Genomic DNA, 16,703 nt, shown 5'->3' with positions numbered 1-16,703 from the left:
TCGGTCGCCTCACGAGGATTGGCAATGAAAGGCGTTTTCGCCCTGGTAGCCCTGGCCCTGTTGGCCGGCTGCAGCAGCATGAACATGTTCAGCAACAAGGCAGAAACTGCCGACAAGTGGACCACGTGGACCTGCGACAGCAAAGCCGAGGTGAACTGGCGCTTTGCTAATCAGGCCAAATCCGAGGTGGATGTCCGTTTGGGCGGTTCCGATCAGGTTTATCGCCTCAAGCAGGACGTTGCCGCCTCGGGCGTGCTGTACAGCGACGGCCAATTGGCGTTTCACACAAAAGGTGAGGAAGGCCTGATTTACTGGGTCGCCACCGATGATTTGATCGGGCGCGGCTGCAAAGCGCGGTAAGCCTGACAGAAATAACGATTCAGCAGGCCAGGTATTGAAAGCCTGACCTGCAATAACTTGAATAGCAGCCGCCGCTACGGCAGGCTTGCACGATTAACGACCCTCGACCGGGAGAGACAACACAATGGCACTTATCAGCATGCGTCAAATGCTGGACCACGCAGCCGAGTTTGGCTACGGCGTCCCAGCCTTTAACGTCAACAACCTTGAGCAGATGCGCGCCATCATGGAAGCCGCTGACAAGACCGACTCCCCCGTGATCGTCCAGGCTTCGGCCGGTGCCCGCAAATACGCCGGTGCGCCGTTCCTGCGTCACCTGATCCTTGCCGCGATCGAAGAATTCCCGCATATCCCGGTGTGCATGCACCAGGACCACGGCACCAGCCCGGACGTGTGCCAGCGCTCCATTCAACTGGGCTTCAGCTCGGTCATGATGGACGGCTCCCTTGGCGAAGACGGCAAGACCCCGACCGACTACGAGTACAACGTACGCGTCACTCAACAAACTGTGGCCATGGCTCACGCCTGCGGCGTATCGGTTGAAGGCGAGCTGGGCTGCCTGGGTTCCCTGGAAACCGGCATGGCCGGCGAAGAAGACGGCATCGGCGCTGAAGGCGTGCTGGATCACAGCCAAATGCTGACCGACCCGGAAGAAGCTGCGGACTTCGTCAAGAAGACCCAAGTCGACGCCCTGGCCATCGCCATCGGCACCAGCCACGGCGCCTACAAGTTCACCAAGCCGCCTACCGGTGACGTGCTGGCCATTGACCGCATCAAGGAAATCCACAAGCGCATCCCCAACACCCACCTGGTGATGCACGGTTCTTCCTCGGTGCCGCAAGAGTGGCTGGCGATCATCAACCAGTACGGCGGCGACATCAAAGAAACCTACGGCGTACCGGTTGAAGAAATCGTCGAAGGCATCAAGTACGGCGTGCGCAAGGTCAACATCGACACCGACCTGCGCCTGGCATCCACCGGTGCGATGCGTCGCCTGATGGCCACCAACCCGAGCGAGTTTGACCCGCGTAAATTCTTCGGCGCCACCGTGACCGCTATGCGTGACGTGTGTATCGCGCGTTATGAAGCGTTTGGTACTGCGGGTAATGCTTCTAAGATCAAGCCGATTTCGCTGGAAGCGATGTATCAGCGGTATTTGAAGGGTGAGTTGAACGCTAAGGTCAACTAAGACTGAGTCTGTTCAAACAAAAAACCCGCAGTGATGCGGGTTTTTTGTGCCGGATGATTTATCGGACGTTGTGTGTCAGCGCGTGCCAGTTATTCAGATAACGGTAAATCGAAGATTTTGTGAAATGACAGTGTAAGTTTGGGATGCATTGGTATGTTCGAAATAAACGTCGTAGGTGCCAGGCGAACTGAATTTGAAGGGCGCCTCTGCCTCATAATGCTCTCGTTTATTGTTGATGAATGCTTGTAAGAGTGGAGCGGTCAGCAGCGTGGTGATAACAGTCGCAGTCGGGAAACCGGCAGAGGGAACCGGATACACGTAGTAGGTAACTTTATCGCTAATCCGGGTGTCTTGATCGAGCAGGTGGTAGAGGACCAGATACCGTGCATTAATACTGACGACCGGAAACGTCTGAGGACCGGTGAAAAAATTTCCAGGCGGTACTGCGTTATGTATTTTCGGTTGGTTGCCCGAGGAAAATCCCGAAACGGGACCTTGAGCAATAGTAATTAAGCTAGGCATTCATTATTCCTCGGGAAAATAGGATGAAGTTTCGCCCTCTCTTAGTTTAGGGGAGTTGTAGCCATTTGACGCTGGACGCAGAATTTAAAGTGGAGTATGGGCGCTTCACCTGTGAGGTTTGACAGTTTCTTATATAACTTTGCTACCTCGATGGGCTTTTTTATTCTTCAGTATATCGAGGAATTCAAAAAGCCCGGCACCGGGTAACCTATCAGGGTTCAGTCGTGATCGATATCCAACTTCGCAAACGTCACTCTCGCCCCTTCCTTGCTGTCTCCACTGTTGTCCTGCACATATGCGCCCGCCTTGAAATACAGTGGCTTCGCCCCCCACGCGGCTCCAATCCGCTCATTCCACTCGCCATCTGCGGCATACACACTGAGCAACCCGGCTTTATTGAGGTTGATCACATAGGTAAAACTCTTCTCCAGCGGCACATTCGAGGCAACGATGATTACCCGTCCTTCACCATCATCCGGGCGCATGCGGACTTTGGCGACAATGTTGCCGGTCTGGGTCTTCTCCTTGAATTGGTACTCCAGCTTGATCAGCGGTTTCTGACTGTCATACGCGTGAATCTGCCCAATAACGATCTTGCCGCTGGACGGCACCTGATTAACTTCCAAGGTGGCACGTAGAAAGTTATCCGCATCCGGATAGGTCCAGTTGCGCAACCGCCCATCAGCATAGGTTTCGCGCAATTCACTGCGCGGGTACACGGCATTTTCAGTACGGGTACCGGTCACGGGCGTCCAGAATTGCACGCTGCTGCCTTCGGCCTGGAAATATTGGTCCTTGAAGCCACTCATCAGTTTGGGGGTTTCGATGGTCGCGGGCGGGGAGCCGACAGGGATGCTGAGGTTCCAAGTGGATAGGTCGATCATGGCGTAGGCCTTTTTACGGAGGGGTGTAGGCTATGGCCCTTGGGCCAGACAGGTTCTTTATAGGTGGTGTTAACCGACTTGTTAAATGGTTGCTGGCACTTTATTGGCGTCAAAGGAGTGTCAAAAAGCCATGTTTCCCATGGTCCGTGGGCTTCAGGCACTTACCGTTAGTCGGCTTCCTGAAAATTGGCGCAATGATGGCACTGCCATTACTTCTGATTTTTCGGCACCGGGGATAGAGTGATGCCTCAGTGTTTGTCCGGGTTTTATCTCAGAAGTGACCGGAGCAGCTCCTTCAAGGAAGAGACGTAGCATGGATTGCGCTCCACACCACGGCGATGGCGACTCGGTTCTTTTGGTGGTCGATGACTACCCTGAAAACCTGCTCAGCATGCGCGCGCTTTTGCAGCGCGAAGACTGGCAGATCATCACCGCCGGTTCCGGCCTGGAAGCCCTTGAGTTGTTGCTCGCGCATGACGTCGATTTGGTGCTGTTGGACGTGAAGATGCCCGGCATGGACGGCTTTGAAGTGGCCCGTCTGATGCGCGGCAGCCAACGCACGAAGATGACGCCGATCATCTTCCTCAGCGCCAATGCCCAATCCCCGGCCGCGGTGCTGGAGGGCTACGCCAGTGGCGCCATCGATTACCTGTTCAAACCCTTCGACCCGCATATCCTCAAGCCTAAGGTCCAGGCGTTGCTGGAGCATCAGCGCAATCGCCGTGCGTTGCAGCGCCTGAGCCATGACTTGGAATCGGCCCGCGCCTTCAATGCCTCGGTGCTGGACAACGCCGCCGAAGGCATTCTGGTGGTCGGCGAAGAAGGCGTGATCGAGTACGCCAACCCTGCGATATCACGCTTGCTCAATGCGACGATGGATGAGCTGCAAGGCCAGGATTTCCTGGGTTTCCTGCAAAAGCCCCACGTGCCGGCCTGGCCGGATTCGCTGATGTATACCGCTTACCGCCAGGGCGACACTTGGCGCCTGCACGATGCGATCTTACGTACCAGCCGCGGCCAGCAGGTGCCGGTGGCGTTGTCGTGCGCGCCGTTGCCGGCCGAACAGAAGGCGATGGTGGTGACGGTGCTGGACATGTCCGAAGTTCGCCACTTGCATCAGCAACTAGAGTTCCAGGCAGTCACGGATCCATTGACCGGGCTGCTGAACCGGCGCGGTTTCTATCAGGCGGTGGAGAACATCCTGCTGCGCAGTGAGCGCTTGGAACAATCTTTGGTATTGCTCTACCTGGACCTCGACGGCTTCAAGCGGGTCAACGATTCCCTTGGCCATGACGCCGGCGATCGGGTATTGCGCTGGGTCTCCGAGCAACTACAGGGCTGCCTGCGTTCCTACGACATCCTCGGGCGTATGGGGGGCGATGAATTCACCGCGTTGCTGACGCTGGAGTTTCCGGAGCAGGCTGCGAAGATTGCGGAAAAACTGATCGAACGCGTGTCGATCTGCCAACAGGTGGATGGCCTGGAGGTGATGCTTGGCGTGAGCATCGGCATCGCCACGTTCCCGGATTGTGGTTCGGACTTGAATGGCCTGCTGCGCGCCGCCGATATTGCCATGTATGAAGCCAAGCGCGCCGGGCGTCAGCAGTATCGCTACTACGACCAGGAAATGAACGGCCGCGCCCGCTCGCGCCTGATGCTTGAAGACAGCGTGCGCACGGCGATTCAAAACAAGGACTTCACCCTGGTGTATCAGCCCCAGGTCTCCCTGGAGGACGGGCGCCTGCGTGGTGTGGAAGCGCTGTTGCGCTGGCAGCACCCGAGTGTCGGCGATGTGCCGCCAGGGCTGTTCTTGCCGTTGCTGGAAGAGGCTAGGTTGATCAGCCAGCTGAGCACTTGGATTTACCAGCAGGTCGCTGCCCAGCGCCAGGCATGGAAAGCCACGTTCGATGCTGAGCTGGTGCTGAGCGTGAGCCTGAGCAGCAACCAGTTCAATATGCCCAACCTGGCGGCCCAACTGCAGGAGGTACTTGAACGACATGGATTGCAGGGGCGGCAGTTGGAGGTAGAAATCAGTGAGGACTGCCTCATGAGCAATCTGGACGAGTCGACCAAGCAGCTTGAATTGTTGCGCCAGATCGGCGTGCGCACCGCCCTGGATGACTTTGGCCTGGGCAACTGTTCCCTGGCGCATCTGCGCGATTTGGCCTTCGATACACTCAAGCTCGACCCGCAATTGGTCGCGCGTCTGCCGGGTTCAGCGCGGGACGCAGTGATGGCGCGCAGCATCATCGAGCTGTGCGGGCATTTTGATGTCGTGGTGGTAGCTGAAGGGGTAGAAACCCAAGAGCAAGCCCAATGGCTCAAGGCCAATGGTTGCCCGTTTATCCAGGGCCCGCTGGCGGCGCAGCCGTTGATAGTTGATGAGATGGCCGCCTGGGTGCGCGCCCGCCTGCGCTGAATTCGCTACACTGGCGCCCATCCGAACCCTGTTGCAGACTCCATGACCGCGCTGAAATACCTCCAGGCCTATCCCGCCGCCCTCCAGGAAAAAGTGCGCCAACTGATCGCCGAGGATCAGTTGGGAGCCTACCTGGAACAACGTTACCCCGAACGCCACCCCGTGCAGAGCGACAAGGCGCTGTACGCCTACGCCCTGGCCTTGAAGCAGGAACATCTGCGCAATGCACCGGCCATCGACAAAGTGCTGTTCGATAACCGCCTGGATCTGACCCACCGTGCCCTCGGCCTGCACACCACCATCTCGCGGGTGCAGGGTGGAAATTTGAAGTCGAAGAAAGAGATCCGTATAGCGGCGCTGTTCAAGGAGGCCGCGCCGGAGTTCCTGCGCATGATCGTGGTACACGAACTGGCGCACTTCAAGGAATCGGACCACAACAAGGCGTTCTACAAACTCTGTGAGTACATGATGCCAGGCTACCATCAGGTGGAATTCGACCTGCGGGTATACCTCACGTATCGCGACCTGCAGGGCAAATCCTGACTGCACAAGGCGACCGACCATGGATGTGAGCAAGACCAAAAGCAGCTTCTATCGCCGCCTGTACGTGGCCTATTTGATCGACAGCGGCCAGGCCAGCAGCGTCCCGGCATTGACCGATTTCACCGGCATGCCCCGGCGCACGGCGCAGGACACCATAACGGCGTTGGCCGACCTGGATATCCTGTGTGAATTCGAGCAGCAAGACGGTGCCCGTAACCATGCCGGACACTATCGGATTCGCAGCTGGGGGGCGATTGATAAGGCTTGGATTGAGGCAAACCTGACGGTGGTCAAGCAGGTATTGGGTTATCCCTGAATTCGGCAGTGGCTGGGCTGATGAAGTGCGCCCCAGAAGTTGGACACCCATCCAATTCTTGGGGCGTATTTTTCATGAGTAAGTACACGACGCAGTTCAAGCTATCCGCTATTACCACTTTCCTTGAGAAAGGCCGAGGCTTTCGCCGTATCGCCGCTCAATTTCAAATGGACCCTACATTGCTTCGTCGCTGGGTCGAGGCGTATCGATTGCACGGTGAGGCCAGTTTGAGCACCACCGGCCAACGTTACTCCGCCTTGTTCAAGTTCTCCGTCCTACAACGCATGTGGCGTGACTCCCTTTCCTTACGCCGCGCAGCGGCGCTTTTCAATTTGGGTAACTCCACTCAGGTGGGCAGATGGCAGCAGCAGTATTACAGTGGCGGCATTGAAGCCCTGGAGTCAGGGAAAAAAGGACTGTGTACCGTTATGTCTAAGCCACCCATTAAACCACGTAAATCTTCTGCCCCAATCACTGCCCCTGAGCCCGAACACAAGACGTTGCTCGATGAGCTCAAGTATCTGCGCATGGAGAACGCCTACCTAAAAAAGCTTGGGGAGTTAGGCGAGGCAGTGATGAGGCGGGAGAAAGAACAGAAGAAAAAGCCCGATTAGTCAGTGAGCTTAAGCAAGAGTTTTCCTTGAGTGAGTTGCTCAAGCTGGTGAGCCTTGCGCGAAGCACGTACTACTACCAACTCAAAGCGATGGGCGTTGCAGACCGGTTTGCCTCGGTCAAAGCAGCTATCCAGAACCTCCAGAATGAGCATATGGGCTGTCTTGGTTATCGTCGTATGACTTTAGAGCTTCGTAAAGAACGACCACAGATCAACGGGAAAACGGTACGTCGGCTGATGGGGGAGCTGGGTCTGAAATGCACCGTGCGACCAAAGAAATACCGGTCGTATAACGGACCGATGGGAGATGTATCGCCCAATACACTGGCTCGTCAATTCGAGGCTGAGAAACCGAATCAGAAATGGGTAACTGATGTCACCGAGTTCAAAGTGGCTGGCAAGAAGATGTACTTATCTCCAGTTTTAGATTTGTACAACGGCGAGATTGTGGCCTATCAGATGGCCATGCGCCCCCAATATGCTTTGGTGGGCGAGATGTTGGAAAAAGCTCTTCAACGCTTACCTGAGGGGGCTAAGCCTATGCTGCACTCGGATCAGGGCTGGCATTACCGACACTCAAAATACCGAGAGCGACTGGAAAAGGCGGGGCTGGAGCAAAGCATGTCACGCAGAGGAAACTGTTATGACAACGCCACAATGGAGAGTTTTTTCGGCACACTGAAGTCAGAATTTTACTACCGAAAAAACTTCGACAACGTGGAACAGTTGCAAGCTGGGTTGGATGAGTACATCCATTACTACAACTATAAACGAATCAAAGTGAAGCTTGGCGGACTGAGCCCTGTAGCCTATAGGGTCAAGTCCGCTGTAGCCTAACCAACAACTGTCCAACTTTTGGGGCGCACTTCACTGACGCTTTCGCGAGCAAGCCCGCTCCCACATTTTGACCGTGTGAACCCGATCCAATGTGGGGGCGGGCTTGCTCGCGAAGAGGCCTTCAATCCCGGCGCATACCAATGTGCGGAATATCATCCTCAAGGTATTCCTCACTGGCCACCACAAACCCATAGCGCCCGTAGTAGCCTTGCAAATGCGCCTGGGCTGACAGGAAAATCGGTGTTTCAGGCCAGATATCTTCAATCTGCTTGAGTGTTTCTTCCATCATCCGGTGCCCCAGCCCGGTGCCACGCGCTAGCGGCGCCACAATCACTCGGCCGACGACCACATCACCACCCTGGGTCTCCGGGTCCAGCAGGCGCAGGTAGGCCACCAACTGGTCATCCTGCCAGGCCATCAAATGATGGGTGTCGCCCGACAGATCCTGCCCGTCGATGTCCTGATAAACGCATTTCTGCTCGACAACGAAGACCTCGTTGCGCAGATGCAGGATGGCGTAAAGCTGCTCCTTGCCCAGCTCATTGTGGTGCTTGCAGACCCATTCAATGGTCATGGTATGTCCCCTTATGGATGTCTGCTTCGGATAGTAAGCGCGGCAGCCGTTTGTGTCTAAATCGACTATTTTTGTGAGTGAAATCAAATTGCCATCATTGAGTGCGTCCGGCACCGGTTTCTTTGTGTAATCTGAGCTACTGTTAGAACCTCAGGCCTCGCCTGAGCTAAGGCCACCGCCTGCCTGCCAAGGACTTTGAGCATGCCGCGATTCTCTCGTGCCGTTGCTTTGATTGGAGTGTTGTTGCTGGCCCAGCCGGCTCTTGCACAGCGTCTGCGCCTGGTAGCGGATGCCTGGCCACCCTTTACTGACGCCACGTTGATCAACGGCGGGCTGGCCACCGATATCGTCAGTACCGCCCTGGCCCGCGCGGGTTATGCCAGTGATTTCGAACAGGTGCCTTGGGCCCGGGCGTTGATGGGCGTGGGCGACGGTCGTTATGACGTATTGGTGAACGCCTGGTACGACGAAGCGCGCACACAACTGGGGCAATTCTCCGGCGAGTATCTGCTCAACCGCGTGCGTTTCATCAAGCGCCGTGACGATCCCATCGAGTTCCAGAACCTTGAGCAATTGCACGACTACCCCATCGCCGTGGTGCGCGGGTACGCCTATTCGGCGGCGTTCGATGGCGATGCGCAGTTACAGAAAGTGCCGGTGCATAACTTCGCCATGGCGGTGCGCATGCTCGCGGCGCAGCGGGTGCGGCTGACCGTGGAGGATGAATATGTGGCGCGTTATTACTTGTCCCGCGAGTCGGCGAGGGTACGCAATGCGGTGGAGTTTTTACCCAAGGCGCTGAGTGAAAACAGCCTGCATATCTTGGTGAGCCTGAAGAATCCGGAGCATGAACAGATCGTCGCCAGCTTTGACCGGGAGATTGCCAAGATGAAGGCCGATGGCAGTTATGCGCGGTTGATGAAGCAGCATGGGATGTAGCGGCCTAAGCCGCGCTGGTGTCCTTGATCAGATGCGCCGCCAACGTGCGTAACGGCCCCAGCTGCCGACAAATCAACGCCAACTGCGTTTGCACCAATCGCTGCCCTTCATCAACTTCGTCCGGCATCTGTTCCAGGTCTGCTGCCAGTGCCTCCTCGGCATCACTCTGGATTGCAATCGGCTGCTTGTTCGCCAGCCCGGTAGCGATTTCATCGATACTTGCCGCCAAGGTTTTGCCAGCACCATCGATCAAATGCTCACGCACCTCGGCCGGCAATTGGGTTTCGCGGTGCGCGCCCAACCCTGACAGGTAACTGAGCAAAGTGTGCGAGAGCACCAGGAAGCGGAAGCCTACGTCCGCTTCCTTACGGAAGTGTCCTGGCTCCATCAGCATATTCGCCAGGGTAGTCGACAATGCCGCATCGGCGTTGTGCGCGTTGCGTCGGGCGAGGCGGTAGGCCAGGTCGTCACTCTTGCCGGCGGCGTATTGCTGCATGATCTGGCGCAGGTAGATGCTGTTGCAGGTCAGGGTATTGGCCAACACTTTGTTCAGGCGGCGGCCTTGCCAGTCCGGCAGGAACAGGAATACCGCCAGGCCTGCAATCAAGCTGCCGAGCAAGGTATCGAACAGGCGTGGCAGGAACAGCCCGTAGCCGTCACCGACCTGGTTGAAGCAGAACAGTACCATCAAGGTAATGGCGGCGGTGGCCAGGGTATAGCGGGTGGTGCGGTTGATAAAGAACACCAGGCCGGCGGCAATGGCGAACATCGACTGCACCAGAGGGCTCGGGAACAGGTCAAACAGCGCCCAGGCCACGGTGAGGCCGATGGCGGTGCCGATGATCCGTTGGCCGAGCTTGCGCCGTGTAGCGCCGTAGTTCGGCTGGCAAACAAATAGTGTGGTGAGGATGATCCAGTAGCCCTGGGACGCGTGGATCGCATGCAACATGCCGTAGCCGACGGTCAACGCCAGGGACAGGCGCAAGGCATGGCGGAACAGCAGCGACGTCGGCGTCATTTGCGTGCGCAGGCGCGTCCACATCTCTTTGAGGTTGCGCGGGGCACGGTCCAGCAGGTTGCTGTCGGTGGCATCCGCCAGGCTGTCGGGGTTGCTGGCGTCACCCAGCAGGCGGTCGAGTGTGGACAGGTTGGCGGCCAGCGCACGCAACGAACGCAGCAGGCCACGCCAGGCCGGGTTGCTCTGGATGCGCAGGTGTTCCAAGGAAGCGTTCAAATCGCCCAAAGCCTCGGCGAAGCTGTCGTCATAGACGAACGGCTGACGCAGCTGGATCGACTCGGCCAAGGCTTGGCAAGCCTTGCCCTGTTGGCGCAGCAGGCGCTGGCAGCGGAACAGCACATCACTGTGGAAGAACGCTTCGGCCAGGGCGTTGTAGGGGTAGTGGGACGAGCTGGCGCGTTCGTGAATGTCCTGGGCCAGGAAGTACAGTTTGAGGTAGCGGCTGACCTTCGAGCCTGGTCGACCATTGCCCACGCGGTGCAGGATGATTTCCTTCGCGGCGTTCAGCGCTGCCACCACCCGGCCATTTTGCTGGGCCAGTTCCAGGCGCCGCGCTTCCACATCCAGTTGGCGGATCGGCTCGAACAATGACGACTTGAGCTTGAGGTAACGCCCCAGTTCGCGGAACAACCGCGCCAGGCTCTGCTGCACCGGCTGGTTGGAAAACAGCGCCTGCCACAACACCGACAGCGCGCCATACCAGGCGGCGCCGGCGACCAGCAGCAGCGGTTCATGCCAGAAATCGGAAACGGCACCACCGCGCTGGTCCACGCCGATCATGGTGTACACCGACAGGATCAGCGTCGCCGACGCAATCGCGCCATAACGCTCGCCCAAGGCGCCGAGCATGGTCAGGCAGAAAGTGGCCAAGGCCAGGGAAATCGCGAAGATCCAGGGATAGGGGAACAGCAGCTCCACCGACAGCGCGGCAATGCTGAAACACACCAATGTTACCGCCAGGGCGTTGAGGCGACCTTGCCAGCTGTCATCGGTCTCGGCCAGGGCGCTGGCGATAATCCCCAGGAACAGCGGGATCAGCAGCGTCATTTCATCCTGATACCAGCACAGCGCCATGCTGCCGGTGAGGGCGATGAACACCCGGATGCTGTAGCTGAATTTATCCAGCGCCCACAGGCGCCGCATGGACTGCTTGAACGAGGTCGATGACATGAAGTCTGGAGTCTTCCGGGACGATGCCGCTAAATTGAGCTATCAAGGACGCCACGGCAAGCGTAGCGATCACATCCAACAGCAAAATTTATTCCACTGCGGCGATCAGACGTACTGCGCCGCCGCGTAACCTGAAGCCCACGCCCACTGGAAGTTGAAGCCGCCCAGGTGGCCGGTCACATCCAGCACCTCGCCGATGAAGTAAAGGCCAGGGCTTTTCAGCGACTCCATGGTCTTGGACGACACTTCCCGCGTGTCCACGCCACCCAGTGTGACTTCCGCTGTGCGATAACCCTCGGTGCCTGCTGGCACCAATTGCCAGTTGCCGAGTTTTTGCGCGATGTCGGCAATTTCGGCGTGGGTGTACTGCTTCATCGGCTTGGACGCGAACCAGTTCTCCGCCAGCAGGTTGGCCATTTTTTTGGTGAAGATCTCGCCCAGCAGGGTTTTCAGCTCGCTGTTGGGGCGCTCGACCTGTTGCTGTTGCAGCCAGGTGTGAGCGTCGTGGTCGGGCAGCAGGTTGATCTGCACCATGTCGCCGGATTCCCAATACGAAGAAATCTGCAGGATCGCAGGCCCACTCAGGCCACGGTGAGTGAACAGGATGTTTTCGCGAAAGCTCTGGCCGTTGCAGCTCACCAGGCAATCCACCGACGTGCCCGACAACTCGCCGCACAAGTCCTTGAGCTGATCGGTGATGGTGAACGGTACCAGCCCGGCGCGGGTCGGCAGCAATTCGTGGCCGAATTGCTTGGCTACCTGATAACCAAAACCGGTGGCGCCCAGCGTAGGAATCGACAGGCCGCCGGTGGCGATCACCAGGGATTCACAGCGCAGCTCACCCAGGGTGGTCTGCAACTGATAACCGCTGTCGAGCTTGGCGATTTCCTCGATGGAGGTGTCCAGGTGCAGGCTGACGCCCGTCTGGATGCACTCGTCGAGCAGCATGCCGAGGATGTCGCTGGACTTGTTATCGCAGAACAGCTGGCCGAGCTTCTTCTCGTGGTACGGCACGCCGTGCTTGGCCACCAGCCCGATAAAGTCCCACTGGGTGTAGCGCGCCAGGGCGGACTTGCAGAAGTGTGCATTGTGCGAGAGGAAGTTGGCCGGCTCGGTGTACATATTGGTGAAGTTGCAACGGCCACCGCCGGACATCAGGATCTTCTTGCCGGCCTTGTTCGCGTGGTCGATCAACATCACCTTGCGCCCACGTCCGGCGGCGGTCAGTGCGCACATCAAGCCTGCGGCGCCGGCGCCAATGATCACAACTTCGGTCGAGCGCAAAACGGTGTCCTCACAAGAATCTGATTTGAAACGCGTTCAAATGTAGGAGCGGTGGCGTTCTTAAAGGATACGAACGCGCAACGAACGGCCTTTGATCTTGCCGTCGTTCAAACGTTGCAATGCCTGCTTGGCGATCCCGCGCTCCACGGCGACGAAGGCCTGGAAGTCAAAAATCGCGATCTTGCCGACTTGGGCACCCGGGATGCCGGCTTCACCGGTCAGTGCACCGAGGATGTCGCCTGGGCGGACTTTGTCTTTACGCCCGGCGGCGATGCACAGGGTGCTCATCTGCGGCAACAACGGACCACCGCTTTGCGGCTTGAGGTTGTCCAGTTGGTCCCAGTTCAGCGGCGACTTCTGCAGTTGCTCGATGGCCTGGGCGCGATGCGCTTCGGACGGCGCCACCAGGCTGATAGCAATGCCGGTCTCGCCAGCACGCCCGGTACGGCCGACGCGGTGGATATGGATTTCCGAGTCGCGGGCCAGCTCGACGTTGATCACCATGTCCAGCGAGTCGATGTCCAGGCCGCGTGCGGCAACGTCGGTAGCAACCAGCACCGAAGTGCTGCGGTTGGCGAACATTGCCAGTACCTGGTCGCGGTCGCGCTGTTCCAGGTCGCCATGCAGGCCGACCGCGGAAATGCCCTTGGACGTCAGGTGATCCACGGTTTCCTGCACTTGCTGCTTGGTGAAGCAGAAGGCCACGCAGGAGGCCGGGCGGAAGTGCGCCAGCACCTTGGTCACCGCGTCCATGCGCTCTTCCGGCGAGATTTCGTAGAAGCGCTGTTCGATCTGGTCGTCGGAGTGGAACGCCTCGGCCTTCACCTGCTGCGGCGCACGCATGAACTTGGACGCCAACTGCTTGATGCTCACCGGGTAGGTGGCCGAGAACAGCAGGGTCTGGCGGCGTGGCGGGGTCTTGCTGATGATGTCTTCGATGGCATCGTAGAAGCCCATGTCGAGCATGCGGTCGGCTTCGTCGAGGATCAGCGTGTTCAGGCCGTCGAGTACCAGCGAACCTTTGCGCAGGTGCTGCTGGATACGGCCCGGCGTGCCGACGATGACGTGGGCGCCGTGCTCCAGGGAAGCGATCTGCGGGCCGAGGGACACGCCGCCGCACAGGGTCAGCACCTTGATGTTGTCTTCGGCACGGGCCAGGCGGCGGATTTCCTTGGCGACCTGGTCGGCCAGCTCACGGGTTGGGCACATCACCAGCGCCTGGCAACCGAAGTAGCGCGGGTTGATCGGATTCAACAGGCCGATGCCGAAGGCGGCGGTCTTGCCGCTGCCGGTCTTGGCCTGGGCAATCAGGTCCAGCCCCTTGAGGATCACCGGCAAGCTTTGCGCCTGGATCTGCGTCATCTCGACATAACCCAGCGAGTCGAGGTTAGCCAGCATGGCGGCGGACAGGGGCAAAGTATTAAAAGCGGTGGCGATGGTAGTCACGGGACTGGCTCTGCAAAACAAAATGTCGCGCAGTGTAACAGGCCCCCTCGGGTTTATTTGTATGTTCTCGACGAGGCGTAAGGGGCCAGCGGTAAGTTATGAGCTGCAAGCGGCAAGCTTGAAGCTTAAGGCTTGAAGCTTGCAGCTGCCTCAATGCTCAATATGCTGCTCCGGGCTGGCTGCGCGTTTGCCGTCTTTTGGCGACAGTTGCAGGAAGATCGCCGCCGCCAGCATCGCCATGATGCCCACGGTGAGGAAGGTCAGCTGAAACGCGCCCAGTACCGTGCTGACGCCGTCGTTGCCGGTTTCGGCGGTGAACCCGCCAAGCAGTGCACCCGCGCAGGCGACCCCGAGGCTCAACGACAACTGCGCCACCACCGACAGCAAACTGTTGCCGCTGCTGGCCTGGGCGTCATCCAGGTCGATCAGGGTGACGGTGTTCATCGCGGTAAATTGCAGCGAGTTGATCGCCCCCAGCACTGCCAGCATCCCGAGCAGAAGCGGGTAGGGCGTGTGTTCCGTGACCAGGCCCATGCTCGCCAGCATGATGCCCAGGGCCAGGGTGTTGCCGGTCAACACGATGCGATAGCCCAGGCGCTCGATCAGCGGGCGTGCCACGGATTTGGCAAACATCGCCGCCGCCGCCAGGGGCAACATGCTCATGCCGGCTTCCGACGGTGAATAACCCAGCGCCACCTGTAACAACAGCGGCACCAGGAACGGCAAGGCGCCGCTGCCCAACCGCGCAAACAGATTGCCAAGGATGCCCACGGCGAAGGTGCGGGTCTTGAACAAGACCGGCGAGAACAGTGGATTATCGATATGCCCGGCCCGCAGCCAATACGCCGCCAGGCACGCGAGGCCGCCGAACAGCAGCAACATCACCCGCAGGTGCGGTAAGTGGAGTTCGCCCAGGCCTTCCATGGCGATGGTGATCAGTACCATCGCCGCGCCAAACAGCAGGAAGCCGATCCCGTCGAAGCGCGTGCGCTCACTGCCGCGCAGGTCGGGGATGAATTTCCACACGGCATAGCAGCCGATCATGCCCACCGGCAGGTTGATCAGGAAGATCCAGTGCCACGTCAGGTATTGCACCATCCAGCCGCCCATGGTCGGGCCGAGCAGTGGGCCAAGCAGTCCGGGGATGGTGATGAAACCCATGATGCGCACCAGTTCGGAGCGCGGATACGCACGCAACACCACCAGCCGTCCCACGGGCAACATCAGCGCACCTCCCAGGCCTTGGATCACCCGTGCGCCCACCAGCATGGTCAAGCTGCTGGACAAGGCACACAGCAGCGAGCCAATGCTGAACAGCATGATTGCGCCAAAAAAGATTTTCTTGGTGCCGAAGCGGTCAGCGATCCAGCCCGAAGCCGGGATCAGCAGGGCGACGGTGAGCATGTACGCGATCACCACGCCCTGCATGCGCAGCGGGTTTTCCGCGAGGTCCCGGGCCATGGCCGGCAATGCCGTGTTGAGGATCGTCCCGTCCAGCGACTGCATGAAGAAGGCAATCGCAACCACCCAGGGGAGCCAGCGGGCGGTTTTGGCATCGAGCGGGACACGGTTCGGCATGGAAAACCTTTTGTTAGCAGGCTATGTGTTGCCGATTATGCGCCATCCGTCGTGTGTTTTCCCACCAGGAAATCCAGCAGTTCACGGTGCACCGCCGCGGCGGCTTCGCTGGATTCAAGGTCGAGCAAGTGACCAGTCTGTTCGGCCACGGCAAAGCTGCTGCGCCCCACGTACTGCTTGAACGACTGGGCCTCGGCGGCGGGGGTGTATTCGTCCAAGGCTCCATTGAGGAAGTGCACCGGCGTTTCAATCTGCCGGAGTGCCGGCAGGTAATTGCCATCGCCCAAGGCCAGCACCTGGTGGATATGAAAGCGTGCCTGGCGGTATTCGGTGGTGGCCATGGTCGACAGGTGACGGTGGTTGTTGCGCTTGAGTCGGGGCGACAGGTATTTGCCTACGGTTTCATTGAGCAAGTGGCCGACGGCAGACTTGTCATCCGCCTCGATCAGTACGCGTACGCGCTCCACATAGTCGAGCATGGCCTGGTTGAGGTTGGGCGCTAGGGCCATCACCACGGAGCTTTCAATGGAGGGCGGGTTGTGCGCCAGGGTCAGCAACGTGGAGATGCCTCCCCAGGAGGCCGACACCAGGTGGTTAACTTCGAAGCGTTCAACCAGGGCGCGCAGCATCTGCACCTCATCGTCCTTGGTGACCAGGTCCAAGTCAGTGTTGTGTTCGCGGGAATAGCCGGAGAACGGCAGGTCGAACAGCAATACATTGAAGTGCTCGGCCAGGCATTTGCTGGTGCGAGCGAAGGAACGCGTGGTGGACAGCGCGCCATTGACCATCAAGACGGTCTTCTTTCCAGAATCGTTTCCTAGTTGCTCAACATGAACGTTGTAGTGCTTGAACAGCTTCTCAATGACAAAACTTCCATGGTTCATGTCAACGCTCCAGCTTGCCCTATCCCGGGCAAGGTCGTGCTCTCGTGGGTGGGGTGGCGGGATGCCATTAACCCTTATAACGAGGATTTTGGAGGAAAGGAAGGTGTCCTGCGGAGGAGATGAAACG

15 protein-coding genes are annotated in these 16,703 nt (G+C 58.6%); 7 read left to right on the top strand and 8 right to left on the bottom strand.

Annotated features, from left to right (window positions below; all coding sequences use genetic code 11):
- Positions 1-24 precede the first annotated feature (24 nt).
- Positions 25-360, top strand: a complete 336-nt coding sequence (locus tag LVW35_RS26630; RefSeq protein WP_233892707.1) for an MliC family protein — start codon at positions 25-27, stop codon at positions 358-360.
- 124 nt (positions 361-484) lie between these two features.
- Positions 485-1,549 (top strand): class II fructose-bisphosphate aldolase, encoded by a 1,065-nt coding sequence (gene fba, locus LVW35_RS26625; RefSeq protein WP_003177554.1) that lies wholly within the window; start codon positions 485-487, stop codon positions 1,547-1,549.
- Between the two features lie 93 nt (positions 1,550-1,642).
- Here fba and LVW35_RS26620 read toward each other — a convergent pair whose 3' ends face one another.
- Complete coding sequence (locus tag LVW35_RS26620; protein WP_233892706.1) at positions 1,643-2,071, bottom strand: hypothetical protein; 429 nt, start codon at positions 2,069-2,071, stop codon at positions 1,643-1,645.
- 218 nt (positions 2,072-2,289) lie between these two features.
- Positions 2,290-2,955, bottom strand: coding sequence for a polysaccharide lyase family 7 protein (locus tag LVW35_RS26615; RefSeq protein WP_233892705.1), 666 nt, complete (start codon positions 2,953-2,955; stop codon positions 2,290-2,292).
- A 313-nt stretch (positions 2,956-3,268) separates the two neighbouring features.
- Here LVW35_RS26615 and LVW35_RS26610 point away from each other — a divergent pair, with 313 nt between their 5' ends.
- From LVW35_RS26610 to LVW35_RS26595, 4 genes are all read left to right on the top strand, one after another.
- Positions 3,269-5,374 (top strand): putative bifunctional diguanylate cyclase/phosphodiesterase, encoded by a 2,106-nt coding sequence (locus LVW35_RS26610; RefSeq protein ID WP_233892704.1) that lies wholly within the window; start codon positions 3,269-3,271, stop codon positions 5,372-5,374.
- 42 nt (positions 5,375-5,416) lie between these two features.
- Positions 5,417-5,917 carry a M48 metallopeptidase family protein gene (locus LVW35_RS26605; protein WP_233892703.1) on the top strand — a complete coding sequence of 167 codons (501 nt, stop codon included), beginning with the start codon at positions 5,417-5,419 and terminating at the stop codon, positions 5,915-5,917.
- A 19-nt stretch (positions 5,918-5,936) separates the two neighbouring features.
- A complete protein-coding gene (locus LVW35_RS26600; protein WP_233892702.1) occupies positions 5,937-6,233 on the top strand; it encodes a winged helix-turn-helix domain-containing protein in 297 nt (98 codons plus the stop codon).
- A gap of 74 nt (positions 6,234-6,307) precedes the next feature.
- Positions 6,308-7,683 (top strand): IS3 family transposase gene (locus tag LVW35_RS26595; protein ID WP_442799565.1). Its coding sequence is split into 2 segments (ribosomal slippage): positions 6,308-6,787 and positions 6,790-7,683, totalling 1,374 coding nucleotides; the frame shifts between segments, so codons are not numbered across the junction.
- Between the two features lie 121 nt (positions 7,684-7,804).
- Here the strand turns inward: LVW35_RS26595 and LVW35_RS26590 are convergent.
- Positions 7,805-8,257 (bottom strand): GNAT family N-acetyltransferase, encoded by a 453-nt coding sequence (locus LVW35_RS26590; RefSeq protein ID WP_233892700.1) that lies wholly within the window; start codon positions 8,255-8,257, stop codon positions 7,805-7,807.
- Positions 8,258-8,458: 201 nt separating this feature from the next.
- Between LVW35_RS26590 and LVW35_RS26585 the strand changes: the two genes are divergently transcribed.
- Complete coding sequence (locus LVW35_RS26585) at positions 8,459-9,196, top strand: substrate-binding periplasmic protein (RefSeq protein ID WP_233892698.1); 738 nt, start codon at positions 8,459-8,461, stop codon at positions 9,194-9,196.
- Positions 9,197-9,200: 4 nt separating this feature from the next.
- Here LVW35_RS26585 and yccS read toward each other — a convergent pair whose 3' ends face one another.
- The 5 genes from yccS to LVW35_RS26560 form a co-directional block, all read right to left on the bottom strand.
- Positions 9,201-11,384, bottom strand: a complete 2,184-nt coding sequence (gene yccS / locus LVW35_RS26580) for a YccS family putative transporter (protein ID WP_233892697.1) — start codon at positions 11,382-11,384, stop codon at positions 9,201-9,203.
- 105 nt (positions 11,385-11,489) lie between these two features.
- Positions 11,490-12,668, bottom strand: coding sequence for an NAD(P)/FAD-dependent oxidoreductase (locus tag LVW35_RS26575; protein WP_233892696.1), 1,179 nt, complete (start codon positions 12,666-12,668; stop codon positions 11,490-11,492).
- A gap of 60 nt (positions 12,669-12,728) precedes the next feature.
- On the bottom strand, positions 12,729-14,066 hold the full coding sequence (dbpA, locus tag LVW35_RS26570) for an ATP-dependent RNA helicase DbpA (RefSeq protein WP_231501119.1): 1,338 nt from the start codon (positions 14,064-14,066) through the stop codon (positions 12,729-12,731).
- 198 nt (positions 14,067-14,264) lie between these two features.
- On the bottom strand, positions 14,265-15,692 hold the full coding sequence (gene mdtD / locus LVW35_RS26565) for a multidrug transporter subunit MdtD (protein WP_016977771.1): 1,428 nt from the start codon (positions 15,690-15,692) through the stop codon (positions 14,265-14,267).
- A gap of 35 nt (positions 15,693-15,727) precedes the next feature.
- Positions 15,728-16,576 (bottom strand): alpha/beta fold hydrolase, encoded by an 849-nt coding sequence (locus LVW35_RS26560; RefSeq protein WP_233892695.1) that lies wholly within the window; start codon positions 16,574-16,576, stop codon positions 15,728-15,730.
- Between the last annotated feature and the right edge of the window lie 127 nt (positions 16,577-16,703).

It is taken from the genome of Pseudomonas sp. HN11, assembly GCF_021390155.1.
GTDB lineage: Bacteria > Pseudomonadota > Gammaproteobacteria > Pseudomonadales > Pseudomonadaceae > Aquipseudomonas.
The sequence above is the reverse complement of the archived record's forward strand: the minus strand, read 5'-3'. Positions and strand labels throughout refer to the sequence as shown.